This window comes from Streptomyces sp. NPDC002476 (assembly GCF_042889785.1).
GTDB lineage: Bacteria > Actinomycetota > Actinomycetes > Streptomycetales > Streptomycetaceae > Streptomyces.
The window spans coordinates 51268-64954 of record NZ_JBIARH010000016.1; the positions used below are offsets into that span (position 1 = coordinate 51268).

Consider the following 13687-nt stretch of genomic DNA (forward strand, 5'->3'; position numbering starts at 1 on the left):
CGGACCGGGACCGCGGCGGGTCAGGAGACCTTCCGGCAGGTCAGGGGCGGCGGGACGGCGCCCGGGCGGCCGGTGTGCGCGAAGCCGGCCCAGGCGGCGCGCATCGCCCGGCCCAGCTCGTCCACCTCGTCCCATTCGGTGTCCCCCAGCATCGGGGACTTCCGCCAGGCGGCCCGGGTGCCCAGGAGCAGGGGCAGTTCCAGGCAGTGGGTGGCACCGAACGGAGAGCCCGCCGGGCGCCAGTCCAGCCGGTAGGCGTGGACCCGGGCCCCGGCGCGCACCAGCCGCTGCCCGAGGGCGGTCAGCGGTTCCTCGTACATCCGGCGGGTCGGCCCGGCCGGATCGCCGTCCTCGTTCGGCTCCTCGGGGAAGGCCGTCATGTCGTCCGCGTTCCAGCCGTACAGGACGTCCATGCCGCGCACGCCCGCATCGAGTGCCGCGCCGGGCGTCCGGACCGGTCCGAACGGCGGTTCCAGGGTGGAGCCGGAACGGGCGCGGTGGGCGAGGGCGGTGTCCCGTTGCGCGGCGAGCAGGGCTGCGGGGTCGGCGGTGCGCGGGTCGGCGCCGGGGGCGTGGACCGCGAGCCGTTCGACGAAGAGGCGTCCGAGGGCGGTCGCCTCCGCGCGGGGGCGGGTCGTGATCGCCAGCGGGGCGCTCTGCAGGATCGCGCGGTGGAACAGCCCGCGGGCCTCGGGCAGTTCCATCAGCAGCCGGATGGAGAGGGCCCCGGCGGACTGCCCGAAGACGGTGACGTCGGCGGGGTCGCCGCCGTACTCGGCGATGTGCCGGTGCACCCACCGGAGCGCTTCGAGCTGGTCGTACAGGCCCAGGTCGCCTTCGCAGACCCCGTCGAGGCAGAGGTAACCGAGTGCACCGAGGCGGTAGTTGACGGACACCACCACGACGTCGCCCTCGGCGGCGAGCGCTCCTCCGTCGTACCAGTCCATGAGGCCGCCGCCGCTGCTGAAGCCGCCGCCGTGGAACCAGACCATCACCGGCCGCGCCCGGCCGTCGCGGGCGGGTGTGGTGACCGTGAGGCCGAGGCAGTCCTCGCCCTGCGGGCGCCGGTCGAGCGGGGGGCCCATGACCGCGTCGAGCCGGGACGGCGGCTGCGGACAGATCTCGCCGCTCGCCGGACGGGTGTCGTGCCCGGCCACCGGCCGCGGCCGGCCGAACCGCTCGGCCACGGCGTAGCGGATCGGGCCCGACCGGTGGACCCGGGCACCGGTCCGGTCCGCGCCCTCGCCCGGACCGGACCTCGGCGCGCCGGTCACGCGGCGCTCCCGGGCGCCGGCTCGGCCGGGGCCCGCGCCGGTTCCGGCGCCCCTTCCGGCACCAGGCGAAACAGGGCGACGGCGCCCGCCAGGCTCACCGAGCAGATCGCGACCAGGTACCAGGTCACCCCGGTCGAGGAGCCGCCCGAGTTGAGGAGCGCCGTCGAGATCATGGGGGCGAGACCGCCGCCGAGGATCGCGCCGGCCTGGAGGATGAGCGAGGTGCCGGAGTAGCGGACGTTGACGGGGAAGGTGTCGACGATGATGCTGCCCTGCACGCAGTGGGTGACCGGGATGATCAGGCCCATGCCGAGCAGCGCCACCACCGCGAGCGCGGAGTTTCCGGTGTTCAGCAGCGGGAAGAAGGCGACGCACCAGACGAGGATGGCGACGGATCCGCCGATGAACATGGTGCGCCGTCCGTGCCGGTCGGCGATCTTCGTCCACACCGGGATGGTCGCGAACCACAGGGTGGCGGCGACGGTGACGCTCACGATGAGGAACTGCTTGTCGTAGTCGAGGTGCTGGGAGCCGTACGACAGGGTGAAGACCATGAACACGTAGGCGACGGCCGAGTTCGCCACGACGGCGAACAGGGTGAGCGCCAGCCGGGGCAGGCCGACCTTGAAGGACTCCGCCAGCGGGAACCTGACCACCTCGTCGCGGGCACGCGCGCGGTCGAAGGACGGGGACTCGGTCACCCGCAGCCGGATCAGCAGCCCCACGGCGACGAGCACGAAGCTGAGCAGGAACGGGATGCGCCAGCCCCATGAGGTGAAGGCGCGGTCGCCGACGAGCGCGTTGGTGGTGAGGAAGACGATGTTGGCCAGGACCAGTCCGCCGGGCGTGCCCATCTGCGGGAAGCCGGCGTACAGGTTCTTCTTGCCGCGCGGTGCGTGTTCCATCGACATCAGTGTCGCTCCGGCGCCCTCGCCGCCGAGGCCGATGCCCTGGACGATGCGCAGGGCGACCAGGAGGACCGGGGCCCAGAAGCCGATGGTGTCGTAGTTCGGGATGGCTCCGATGAGGGTGGAGCCGATGCCCATCAGCACGAGGGAGACGACCAGCGTCGCCTTGCGGCCGATGCGGTCCCCGTAGTGACCGAAGACCAGTCCGCCGAGGGGACGGGCGATGAAGCCGACGGCGAAGGTGCTGAACGCGGCGAGGGTGCCGGCGGCGGGGCTCAGCGACGGGAAGAACTGCTGGTTGAAGATGAGTGCCGCGGCCGTGCCGTAGAGAAAGAAGTCGTACCACTCCAGGGTCGTGCCCGCGAGCGTGGCGAGCGCGGTTCTGCCGGCGGTGGCTCGGGCTTCGCCCGGGCTTTCTTCGCGAGGTGAAGTGTTCACGGGGTGACCTATCACTTGGATGGCGGGCTGGGGCGGTTCGCTCCGGACAGCCGCTACGACGGCCTGGCTTCACCCGTCGTCAACGGTGGATCCTGATGCCCTGAGACATGACGCACAAATAACCAATTGGGGACTCGTCATACCCGTTCGGGTATAGCAGAGGCGACCACTCCGACATCGGCACGTCGGCTCGGCCGCCCGCCGACACCCGTCCTGCCGGTATGACGAATCTGCTATGGCTCTCCACAGAAATCGCATTTGTACGGCATGACGGCGGGGATCACAGTGGGACCCATGACGGCAGAGACTGGGCGGTGGATCCGCAACTTCGTCGCCGGGCAGTTCGTGGAGCCCGACGAGAACCGCAGCTTCGAGAAGACCGACCCCGCCACCGGCCGGGCGTTCGCCCGGGTGCACGAGGCGGACCGGGAGCTGGTGGACCGTGCCGTGACGGCGGCCCGCCGGGCCCTGCACGACGGGTGGGCGTCGACACCGGTGCGGGAGCGCACGGCGCTGCTGCGGCGGGCGGCGGACCGGATCGAGGAGCGGTTCGAGGAGTTCGTCGCCGCGGAGATCGCGGACACCGGCAAGCCGGTCGTGCAGGCGCGGGAGCTGGACGTCGCCCGCGCCCTGACGAACTTCCGCACGTTCGCCGACGTGGTGGCCGCCGCCGGGCAGGACTCCTTCGTCACCGATCTCGCGGACGGCCGTCGGGCGCTCAACTACGCGGTCCGCAAGCCGCTCGGCGTCGTCGCGGTCGTCGTCCCGTGGAACCTGCCCCTCCTGCTGCTGACCTGGAAGGTCGCCCCGGCTCTGGCCTGCGGCAACGCCGTGGTCGTGAAGCCCAGTGAGGAGACCCCGGCCACCGCCACGCTGCTGGCCGAGGTGCTCGCGGAGGTCGGGCTGCCGGCCGGGGTGTACAACGTGGTGCACGGGTTCGGGGGCGGCTCCGCCGGGGAGTACCTGACCTCGCACCCCGGGATCGACGGCGTGACCTTCACCGGTTCGTCCGCGACCGGCTCGCACGTCATGCGGACCGTCGCGCCCCGGGTCCGCCCGGTGTCGTTCGAACTCGGCGGGAAGAACGCCGCGGTCGTCTTCGACGACGTCGACATCGACGAGGCGCTGAACGGGCTGACCAGGTCGGTCTTCACCAACACCGGCCAGGTCTGCCTGTGCACCGAGCGGGTCTACGTTCAGCGCGGGATCTTCGACGACATCGCCCAGGGGCTCGCCGAGCGGGCCCGGGGTCTGCGGCTGGGCGACCCGCTGGACGAGTCGACGACCACCGGCCCACTGATCTCGCAGGCCCATCGCGAGAAGGTGCTGGGCTACTTCGAGCTGGCCGAGCGGGACGGGGCGCAGGTGCTCGCCGGTGGCGGCGTACCGCAGCTGGGCCCCGGTCTGGCGGGCGGTTCCTGGATCGAGCCGACGCTGTGGACGGGCCTGAGCAACGCGCACCGGGCGGTGCGCGAGGAGATCTTCGGCCCGGTGGCCGCCCTGATCCCCTTCGACACGGAGGAGCAGGCGATCGCCCTGGCCAACGACACGGACTACGGCCTCGCGGCCTCGGTGTGGACCAACGACCTGCGCCGGGGGCACCGGGTGGCGCAGGCGATGAACGTCGGCATGGCCTGGGTCAACACCTGGTTCCTGCGCGATCTGCGCTCCCCGTTCGGCGGCATGGGGCTCTCGGGCATCGGCCGCGAGGGCGGCGAGTCCTCCCTGCACTTCTACACCGAGCCGACGAACGTGTGCGTGCAGCTGTGACCGGTCGACGTGGCCGATCGCCCGTGAGCGATCGACGAGGTCCGGTCACCGGTGGCCGGGCACCCGCGACCGTTCGTCACGACCCCGGCCCGCGCCGTGCGGATACGGCACGGGCCCCGAAGGAAAGGAACGACCAGTGATTTCGGCGGAGCTGACCGGCATCCTGGCGCAACGGCTGGACACGGCGCAGACGTCCCGCAGGGACACCCCGAGTCTCGCCGACGGCCATGAGCTGGACATCGACGACGCGTACGCGGTGCAGGCCGCTCTGCTGGCGCTGCGCGAGGCGCGCGGCGAGCGGATCGTCGGCGTGAAGCTGGGCTTCACCAGCAAGGCGAAGATGGCGCAGATGGGCGTCTCCGACGTGATCGTGGGACGGCTCACCGACGCGATGCGGATCGCGGACGGCGGTGAGGTGGACCTGTCGCGCTTCATCCACCCGAAGGCCGAGCCGGAGGTGGCGTACCGGATCTCCCGGGACGTGGACCTGGACGATCCGTCGGTGAACATCGTGTCCTGCGTGGACGCGATGGCTCCGGCCATCGAGATCATCGACTCGCGGTACCGGGACTTCCGGTTCACGTACACCGATGTCGTCGCGGACAACACCTCCGCGTCCGCCTTCGCGATCGGCCCGTGGCGACCGGTGGAGAACGTCGCCGACCGCGCGGTGCGGCTGCGCACCGGCGGTCAGGAGACGACGGGCTCGACCGCCGCGATCCTCGGCGACCCGGTGAACGCGCTCCACGCGCTGCTGGACATGGCCCGGCGCCGCCGCATCCCGCTGGAGGCGGGCCAGGTGGTGCTGGCGGGCGCGGCCACGGCGGCGCTGCCGCTGACGGCCGGAATCACCGAGTGCGAGGTGGCGGGCGTCGGTTCCGTCACGATGAAGGGGTGCTGATGAACGGCTCACGGGTGATCGAGGGCAAGGCCGCCCCGCGCGGGCGGTTCCCGCACGTGAAGGTCGTCGGGGACCTGGTGTTCGTCTCCGGCACCAGTTCTCGCCGACCCGACAACACGTTCGTGGGGGTGGAGGCCGACGAGTTCGGCACCACGAACCTGGACATCCGGGCGCAGACCCGGGCGGTGATCGAGAACATCCGCGACATCCTCGCCGAGGTGGGCGCGGAGCTCTCCGACATCGCGCAGATCACCACCTATCTGGTGTCCATGAACGACTTCGGCGGATACAACGAGGTCTACGGCGAGTTCTTCGACGAGCGGGGCCCGACCCGTACGACCGTCGCGGTGCACCAGCTGCCGCATCCCCATCTGCTGATCGAGATCCAGGCCGTCGCGCATCTGCCGCGGCCCCGCACGACCGTCACGGCGCACAGCACGGAGGTGTCCTCATGACCGCCATTCCCCCGGTCATCGATTTCCAGGGCTGGATCACCGAGCACGAGCACCTCCTCAAGCCGCCGGTGAACAACCGCACCATGTCCCTGGGCCAGGACTTCATCGTCCAGGTCGTCGGCGGCCCCAACCAGCGGACCGACTTTCACGTCGACCCGTACGAGGAGTGGTTCTACCAGGTCAAGGGCGACATGCACGTCGACCTGATGACCGATCAGGGGCCGCGGACCGTGCACATCCGTCAGGGCGAGGCATGGCTGCTGCCCGGCAACGTGCCGCACTCCCCGCAGCGGCCCGACGCCGGTTCGATCGGGCTGGTCATCGAGCGGGTGCGGGAGGAGGGGACCCTGGAGAAGTTCCAGTGGTACTGCCCCGGCTGCTCCGCGCGGATCCACGAGGTCGAGCTCCAGGTGCGGGACATCGTGGCCGATCTGCCGCCGGTCTTCACCGAGTTCTACGGTGACGAGAAGGCGCGTACGTGCCCGGAGTGCGGTGCCCTGCACCCCGGGAAGGGCTGAGCGTGGACCGCACGATCGACATCCACACCCATTACGTTCCGCGTGGCTGGCCGGATCTGACGGCCGAGGCCGGACCGGACGCGCCCTGGCTGCGGATCGAGTCCGAGTCGGACGCCGTGATCATGATGGGCTCCAAGGAGTTCCGGCGGATCCGGTCCGACGCCTGGGACGCCGGGACGCGGCTGCGGGACATGGACGCGGACGGGATACACCGTCAGGTGGTCTCCCCCACCCCGGCGTTCTTCACCTACGGGCGCGACGGCGCCGAGGCGGCGAAGATAGCGCGCATCTTCAACGATCTCGCGCTGGAGATCGTCGCTCCGGCGCCGGACCGGCTGATCCCGTTCTGCCAGGTGCCGTTGCAGGACCCGGACGCGGCCTGCCGCGAGCTGGAACGCAGCATCGCGGGCGGCCACCGGGGCGTGGAGATCGGCAACCACGTCGGTGACCAGGACCTGGACAGCGAAGGCGTCGTGACCTTCCTCCAGCACTGCGCCGCGCTCGACGTGCCGGTGTTCGTGCACCCCTGGGACATGGCGAGTTCGCCGCGTCTGGACCGGTGGATGGCGCAGTGGCTCACGGCCATGCCCGCCGAGACCCATCTGTCGATCCTGGCCCTGATCCTGGGCGGCGTCTTCGACCGGATCGACGAGCGGCTGAAGATCTGCTTCGCGCACGGCGGCGGGTCCTTCGCCTTCTGGCTCGGCCGGATGGAGAACGCCTGGTACGGCAGGAACGACGTGATCGGAACCTCGGAGCACCCGCCCTCGCACTACCTGGGCCGGTTCTACGTCGACTCGGTGGTCTTCGACGACCGTGCGCTGCGGCTCCTGGTCGACACGGTCGGCGCGGAGCGGGTGATGGTGGGCAGCGACTACCCGTACCCGCTCGGGGAACGGCCGGTCGGCGAGGTGGTCCGCAGGAGCGCGTTCCTGGACGACCACAGCCGGGAGCTGATCACGTACGGCAACGCGGAACGGTTCCTGGGGCTGGACGGTCCGCAGGGCTGAATGATCACGCGAGCCGGCCGGTCCGGGGGGCGAACGGCCCCTCGGACCGGCCGGTTTCCGTTGTCGCGGCCCCGGGCTCACGGCATCGGGGCCCGCGGTCGTCGCGGGAGGAGGTGCCCTCATGTCCCGCGGTCCCGGACGGGACCGGCGGCACCGCAATACGACTACCTACCGTCATTCGGAGGTTTCTAATCGTCATGATCATCACACTGTGTGCACCGAACATATGAGCTAGCGTTCCCCTTCATGATCAAGATCTCACCCCCTTCCGACCAGGCCGCTCCCACCGTCCACGCGCTGACGCGGGCGCTGTTCGGCGAACAGCGGGAGAGCCTCCACGAGCCCTGGCGCAAGCTGTTCGGCACCGAACCGTTCGGCTTCCGGGAAGGGCTTCCGCCCGACGAACGCGCCGCGCTCTCCTACGAGCGTCTGCGTCTGATCAACGACGCGCTCGACAGCCCCGAGGAGTTCGTGGCCGACGTGGAACGCCTCACGGCGCTGCACGAATGGGTCGGGCCGGTGGACGCGGGGCTGGGGACGGTCGCGAGCATCCACTACAACCTCTTCCTCGGCAGCCTCCTCGACCACCCCGCGGGCCCGGACCGTGAGATCGGCGAATTCGTCGACTTAAGGCGTACGGGAACCTTCCTGTGCACGGAGGCCGGCCACGGCAACAGCGCCGCACAGCTGGAGACCACCGCCACGTACGAACCGGCCTCGCGCGAGTTCGTGCTGCACACGCCCCACGCGGGCGCCCGCAAGTTCATGCCGAACACGAGTCCCACCGGCGGCCCCAAGACCGCCGTCGTCGCCGCCCGTCTCATGACGGACGGGCAGGACCGGGGCGTCTTCCTGTTCCTCACCCCGCTCGGCGACGAGAACGGGCTGCCGACGCCGGGCGTCGACATACGCAGGCTGCCGCAGACCGCCACCGCCCCCGTCGACCACTGCGTCACCTCCTTCGACCACGTCCGACTGCCGTACGAAGCGCTGTTGCAGGCCGAACACGGGCGCCTCACGCCGGAAGGCGTCTTCACCAGCTCGATCGGCAGCCCCCGCAAGCGTTTCCTCCAGTCCATCGGCCGCGTCACCGCGGGCAAGCTCTGCATGAGCGCCTACAGCCTCGGGGTCACCCGCCACGCGCTCGCGGTGGCGGTGCGGCACGCCCACACGAGGCGGACGTCCGGGGTGACGGCGGGCGGCAGCGTTCCGCTGTTCGCCCACCGCAGCCACCACACTCCGCTCCTCGACGCGATCGCCACCACCTACGCGGCGACGTTCCTGCACCGCGCCGCGGTGCGGCGATGGGCGGGGGCCACCGGGTCCGAGCGGGAGGACGCGGAGCGGTTCGCGGCCGTCGCCAAGGGGTGGATCACCTGGCGGGCCCGCGACGTCATGACCGAGTGCCGCGAACGCTGTGGCGCGCAGGGGCTGTTCCTCGCCAACGGGATCGCGGGGCAGCTCGCCGCCAACGAGGGGACCATCACGGCGGAGGGCGACAACCTCGTCGTCTGGGTCAAGGCCGCCGGCGAGATGCTCCTCGGGCACTTCACTCCGAAGGAGCCCCAGGACACGCCGCCCGAGGCCCGCGAGCTCGACGATCCGCACTTCCTCCAGGACCTGCTGGCCGACATCGAGCGCATATGGCACCGGCGCGCACGGACCCGGCTGCGCGGCGGAGCGGCCGGCAACCCCCTCAACCGGTGGAACGCCACCGTCACACCGGCTCTGGAACTGGTCGACGCCCACGCGCACCGCCAGGCCGCCCAGGCTCTCCAGGACGCCGCCGACCAGGCCTCCCACCCCGAGGCGCAGCGCCAACTGCGTCTGCTGCACCGCCTGTTCACGCTGCGCCGGGTGGCGGCCCACAGCGGGGACCTGCTCGCCGAGGGACACCTCACCCACGAACAGGTGCGAAGGCTCCCGGACGCGGCCGAGTACGTGGTCGAGGAACTCGCACCCCACGCCATGACCCTCACGGACGGATTCGCCGCCGTGGACGAGGTCCTCCTCGACCACCCGATCAACCGTCCGGACGCGTTCGAGGGCATCCTGCCGCCCCGGTGAGGACCCCGGCCGGTGCGGAGGGCCGGTGTGCGGGACCGGTGCGCCGGGCGGCCTCCCGGCGACGGACCCGGCGCACCGCCTGTCCGCCACCGCCAGGGGCCTCTCCGGGCCCGGAACGAGTCAGTCGCCGTCCACGGCCCGCGGGGACATGTGGGCGGCGATGTCCTCCAGGCTCCGGATCACCGCCTGCGCCGAGGGGCCCAGCGCGCGGGCGGCCGACAGGGTCAGCCCGACGCTGTGACTGATCGGGTCCAGTGGCAGCGCCAGCCTGACGAGCCGCGGGTCGTCCTGGACGATCAGGCTGGGCAGTGCCGCGACGACATCCGTCTCCAGCAGGAGTTGACGAACCGTCAGGAATGAGGTGGTCTCCACCCGGTTCATCGGCAGTTGCATGCCGTGCCGGGCGAAGAACTCCTCGATCTCCCGCCGCAGCGCGGTCTCGGCCCCCGGCAGGATCCACGGGTAGTCCGCCAGCCCGGCGAGGTCCACCGGGTCCCGTCCGGCGAGCGGGTGCCCGGCCCCGACGACGAGTTCGACCGACTCGTCGTAGAGCTTGCGGCGCACGATCCGCTCGTCGGAGGGGACGGTGAGCCGGCCGACGACGAAGTCGATGCGGCCGGCCTCCAGGTCCAGGAGCAGCGCTTCCGGCGACGCCTCCCGCACGACCACCGTCAGATAGGGGCGCTCCTTCTTGATCTCCGCGATGGCCCTCGGAAGGAGCACATTGGATCCGGCCAGGTGAGTGCCGACGATCACGGTGCCGCGGTCGGCGTCGGCCAGCTCCACGACATGACGGCCCGCCTGGGCCAGCTGCGCCAGCACCGCCCGCGCGTGCTCGGTGAACGCCTCGCCGAACACGGTGGCGGTGACGCCCCGCGGACCGCGTTCGTAGAGCGGGACGCCGAGGATCTCCTCCAGCTCGTGCAGGCTGCGGGTGGCGGCCGGCTGGGTGACGTGCAGCTCCGCGGCGGCGCCGACGACGCTTCCCTGCCGGGAGAGCGCGTCGACGAGGACCAGGTGGCGGAACTTCAGCCGCCCGTCGAGGAGGCGCGGGATCTTCACCCCCCGACTCTATCCGCGATCCGCGCCCTCGCTCCGGACGGGCCGGTTCCGGACATCCCGCGAGGGCCGGGCGGTACCGGTACCTCACGGCGGCCGGGCCGGTTCCGCGTACGGCACGCCGTGGCGCCCGTCGGGGCCGCGGGACAGCCCTCAGCCGACGGCCTTCGCCGCCGCCCGTCCCGCCGCGCGGCCGGAGAACACGCAGCCGCCGAGGAAGGTCCCCTCCAGCGAGCGGTAGCCGTGCACCCCGCCGCCGCCGAATCCGGCCGCCTCCCCCGCCGCGTACACACCGGGCAGCGGGCCGCCGCCCTCGGTGAGCACCCGGGAGGACAGGTCCGTCTCCAGCCCGCCGAGCGACTTGCGGGTCAGGATGCCCAGCCGTACGGCGATCAGCGGGCCGGCCGCGGGGTCGAGGAGGCGGTGCGGTGCGGCCGTGCGGATCAGCCGGTCGCCGAGGTACGCGCGGGCACCGCGCATCGCGGTGATCTGGAGGTCCTTGGTGAACGGGTTGGTGATCTCCCGGTCGCGGGCGACGATCTCGCGGCGCAGCTCGGCCTCGTCGATCAGCGCCTCGCCGGTCAGCGCGTTCATCCCGCGCACCAGGGCGGACAGGTCCTTCTCGACGACGAAGTCCGCCCCGTGGTCCATGAACGCCTTCACCGGTGCCGGTACGTCGGCGCGGGCCCGCCCGATCACGTCGCGGACCGACTTCCCGGTCAGGTCGGGGTTCTGCTCGGAGCCGGAGAGCGCGAACTCCTTGCCGATGATCTTCCGGTCGAGGACGAACCAGGTGTACTCGTGGCCGGACCTCATGATGTGTTCGAGGGTGCCGAGGGTGTCGAAGCCCGGGAAGAGCGGGACGGGCAGCCGCCTGCCGCGGGCGTCCAGCCAGAGCGAGGACGGGCCGGGCAGGATCCGGATGGCGTGCTTGTCCCAGATCGGGTTCCAGTTCTCGATGCCCTCGGTGTAGTGCCACATCCGGTCCCGGTTGATGTGGCGGGCGCCCGCCTTCTCCGCGACGCCGAGCATCAGCCCGTCGACGTGGGCGGGCACGCCGGAGAGCAGCTTCGCGGGCGGGGTGCCGAGCCGCCGGGGCCACTGCTCGCGCACCAGGTCGTGGTTGCCGCCGATGCCGCCGGAGGTGACGATCACCGCCTGGGCCCGCAGCTCGAAGGTACCGGTCACCACCCGGCTGCTCGCGGTGCCCCGGGCCGCCGCGCTCGGTTCCAGGATCTCGCCGGTCACCGTGTCGACGGTGCCCGCGGTACGGCCGAGGCCGGTGACCCGGTGGCGGAACCGGAACCGGACCAGCCCCCTGGCCGCACCCGCGCGGACCCGGCGCTCGAACGGGGCGACGACGCCGGGGCCGGTGCCCCAGGTGATGTGGAAGCGGGGCACGGAGTTCCCGTGGCCGGTCGCCGCGTAGCCGCCGCGCTCCGCCCAGCCGACGACGGGGAACAGGCGCAGCCCCTGGGCGTGCAGCCAGGACCGCTTCTCACCGGCCGCGAAGTCGACGTACGCCTCGGCCCACTTCCGCGGCCAGTGGTCCTCCTCGCGGTCGAAACCGGCCGTGCCGAGCCAGTCCTGGAGGGCCAGCTCATGGCTGTCCCTGATCCGCAGCCGACGCTGTTCGGGCGAGTCGACGAGGAACAGTCCGCCCAGCGACCAGTGCGCCTGGCCGCCGATCGACTGCTCGGGCTCCTGGTCGAGCAGGATCACCGACCGGCCCGCGTCGACCAGCTCGGCGGTGGCCACCAGACCCGCGAGCCCTGCCCCGATCACGATCACATCAGCGTCGTACGCCATGGGTTCCATCCTTGTCGGGGAGGTTCGGCCGGGCCTCGGTGGCATCGTCGGCGGGAACCGCCGGGCCACGTCGGCGCCCGGCCCGAACGCCGGGATTCAGCGGAAGTCACGACCTGGGGAGCAAGAGGGAGCGGGCTCCCGACGCCCTGCGACTCCGCCTCCCGCGTCGTCGTCGGTCACCGACGCCCCGCGTCGGTGACCTCCTCCGCCTCGGATCCGAAGCCGCACGACGCCGCTCGCCGATCCACTCCCTCTTGCTCCCCAGGTCGTCACTCGTGCGTCAGATCTTCTGCACCGGCCGCCACGACGTCAACCGCCCGGTCGGCGGCACTCCGACCGCGCTCGGCGGTCACAGGCGCTATCGTCGATACAAATCACCCATTTCCGGCCTGCCTTGGGGTAGAAGCGTGTCGGTGCTGGTTTTCGTGCTCGCCGTGAGTGGCGCCTGCTGCCTGGGCTTCGGCTTCGTCCTCCAGCAGGACGCCGCCTCGCACGCGCCGAGGAGCGACTACCTCTCCCCCCGCCTGCTGCTGGATCTGATGCGGGTGCCGAGCTGGCTGGCCGGGATCGGGCTGATGGTCTGCGGCATGGTGCTGGGCGCGCTGGCCCTGGGCAAGGGCGAGGTGTCCGTCGTCGAACCGCTGCTCGCCACCAATCTGCTCTTCGCGATGGCCCTGTCGCGCCACCGCACCGGGCAGCGCCTCGGCCGGCAGGGCTGGTCCGGGCTCTGGCTGCTGGCGGGCGGGGTCACCGCGTTCCTGGTGGCGGGCCGGCCGCGCGGCGGCGAGGCGGTGACCGATCCGCTGCGGCACTGGCTGGTCATCGGCGTGGTCGTGGGCGCCGCCCTGCTGCTCACCGCCGTCGCCAAGCGCCACCGTTCCGGGGCCGCCCCGGCGCTGCTCGCGGTGGCGGCCGGGTTGCTGTACGGCTTGCAGGACGCGCTCACCCGGCTGACCGGCCAGCGGATCACCGAGGGCGGGTTCGCGGCCGCGCCGACGGCGTGGCAGCCGTACGGGGTGGTGGTCCTGGGGGTGACGGGCCTGCTCCTGGTCCAGAGCGCGTTCGAGACGGGCCCGCTGCGGGTCTCCCTCCCGCCGCTGACCGCCTCCCAGCCGCTGGCCGGGATCGCCTGCGGGGTCGGGTTCCTCGGCGACCGCCTGCGCACCGACGCGGTCGCGCTGGCCTGGCAGGCATCGGGGCTCGCGGCGATCGTCGTCGGGATCGTGCTGCTGGGACTGCATCCGGCCATGCCGGAGGGACGGGTGGGCCGGCACCGGCACAAGAGCCTCCAGCCGAACTGAACGACGCGGTGGAGCCGGGCACGGCCGGGGGGCGGGTGCACCGTACACCCCGGCACGCCCCGCACGCCGATGTCGACGGCGGCTGGACGACCGGGCCGACCGTCGAGTACGTCATGGGGCGGTGATCCGAGTACGTCGTGGGGCAGTGATCACGAAGGGGGATCTGCTGTTGGATGA

The 13687-nt window shown here is 71.9% G+C and carries 11 protein-coding genes; 7 read left to right on the forward strand and 4 right to left on the reverse strand.

From position 1 onward, the window contains the following. Positions 1–20 precede the first annotated feature (20 nt). Complete coding sequence (locus tag ACFYXM_RS19725) at positions 21–1274, reverse strand: carboxylesterase family protein (RefSeq protein ID WP_389290889.1); 1254 nt, start codon at positions 1272–1274, stop codon at positions 21–23. After that, positions 1271–2620, reverse strand: a complete 1350-nt coding sequence (locus tag ACFYXM_RS19730; RefSeq protein WP_389290891.1) for an MFS transporter — start codon at positions 2618–2620, stop codon at positions 1271–1273. Before ACFYXM_RS19730 ends, ACFYXM_RS19725 begins: the two co-directional genes overlap by 4 nt. 294 nt (positions 2621–2914) lie before the next feature. Here ACFYXM_RS19730 and ACFYXM_RS19735 point away from each other — a divergent pair, with 294 nt between their 5' ends. From ACFYXM_RS19735 to ACFYXM_RS19760, 6 genes are all read left to right on the forward strand, one after another. Beyond that, positions 2915–4390: a 2-hydroxymuconic semialdehyde dehydrogenase gene (locus tag ACFYXM_RS19735; RefSeq protein WP_389290893.1), complete on the forward strand. Its 1476-nt coding sequence runs from the start codon at positions 2915–2917 to the stop codon at positions 4388–4390. A gap of 136 nt (positions 4391–4526) precedes the next feature. Further along, positions 4527–5291, forward strand: a complete 765-nt coding sequence (locus ACFYXM_RS19740) for a 2-keto-4-pentenoate hydratase (protein WP_389290895.1) — start codon at positions 4527–4529, stop codon at positions 5289–5291. Then, positions 5291–5746 (forward strand): RidA family protein, encoded by a 456-nt coding sequence (locus ACFYXM_RS19745; protein WP_389290897.1) that lies wholly within the window; start codon positions 5291–5293, stop codon positions 5744–5746. The genes ACFYXM_RS19740 and ACFYXM_RS19745 overlap by 1 nt, the downstream gene beginning before the upstream one ends. Next, positions 5743–6264, forward strand: coding sequence for a 3-hydroxyanthranilate 3,4-dioxygenase (locus ACFYXM_RS19750; RefSeq protein WP_389290899.1), 522 nt, complete (start codon positions 5743–5745; stop codon positions 6262–6264). The genes ACFYXM_RS19745 and ACFYXM_RS19750 overlap by 4 nt, the downstream gene beginning before the upstream one ends. Before the next feature lie 2 nt (positions 6265–6266). Further along, entirely contained in the window at positions 6267–7274 is a 1008-nt protein-coding gene (locus tag ACFYXM_RS19755) for an amidohydrolase family protein (protein WP_389290901.1), read from the forward strand. Between the two features lie 246 nt (positions 7275–7520). Then, positions 7521–9341 (forward strand): acyl-CoA dehydrogenase, encoded by a 1821-nt coding sequence (locus ACFYXM_RS19760; protein ID WP_389290903.1) that lies wholly within the window; start codon positions 7521–7523, stop codon positions 9339–9341. A 120-nt stretch (positions 9342–9461) separates the two neighbouring features. On the opposite strand, the gene ACFYXM_RS19765 is transcribed toward ACFYXM_RS19760, so the two are convergent. Both ACFYXM_RS19765 and ACFYXM_RS19770 read right to left on the reverse strand, forming a co-directional pair. Beyond that, positions 9462–10403 carry a LysR substrate-binding domain-containing protein gene (locus tag ACFYXM_RS19765; protein WP_389290905.1) on the reverse strand — a complete coding sequence of 314 codons (942 nt, stop codon included), beginning with the start codon at positions 10401–10403 and terminating at the stop codon, positions 9462–9464. 150 nt (positions 10404–10553) lie between these two features. Further along, positions 10554–12209 (reverse strand): FAD-binding dehydrogenase, encoded by a 1656-nt coding sequence (locus ACFYXM_RS19770; RefSeq protein WP_389290907.1) that lies wholly within the window; start codon positions 12207–12209, stop codon positions 10554–10556. Between the two features lie 407 nt (positions 12210–12616). Between ACFYXM_RS19770 and ACFYXM_RS19775 the strand changes: the two genes are divergently transcribed. After that, complete coding sequence (locus ACFYXM_RS19775) at positions 12617–13510, forward strand: DMT family transporter (protein ID WP_389290909.1); 894 nt, start codon at positions 12617–12619, stop codon at positions 13508–13510. Positions 13511–13687: the final 177 nt, after the last annotated feature.

What these genes read in the sequence shown, in the direction of transcription:
- ACFYXM_RS19735 (WP_389290893.1), top strand. Translation starts at nt 2,915, where the DNA reads ATGACGGCAGAGACTGGGCGGTGGATCCGCAACTTCGTCGCCGGGCAG.
- ACFYXM_RS19745 (WP_389290897.1), top strand. Translation starts at nt 5,291, where the DNA reads ATGAACGGCTCACGGGTGATCGAGGGCAAGGCCGCCCCGCGCGGGCGG.
- ACFYXM_RS19750 (WP_389290899.1), top strand. Translation starts at nt 5,743, where the DNA reads ATGACCGCCATTCCCCCGGTCATCGATTTCCAGGGCTGGATCACCGAG.
- ACFYXM_RS19760 (WP_389290903.1), top strand. Translation starts at nt 7,521, where the DNA reads ATGATCAAGATCTCACCCCCTTCCGACCAGGCCGCTCCCACCGTCCAC.
- ACFYXM_RS19770 (WP_389290907.1), bottom strand. Translation starts at nt 12,209, where the DNA reads ATGGCGTACGACGCTGATGTGATCGTGATCGGGGCAGGGCTCGCGGGT.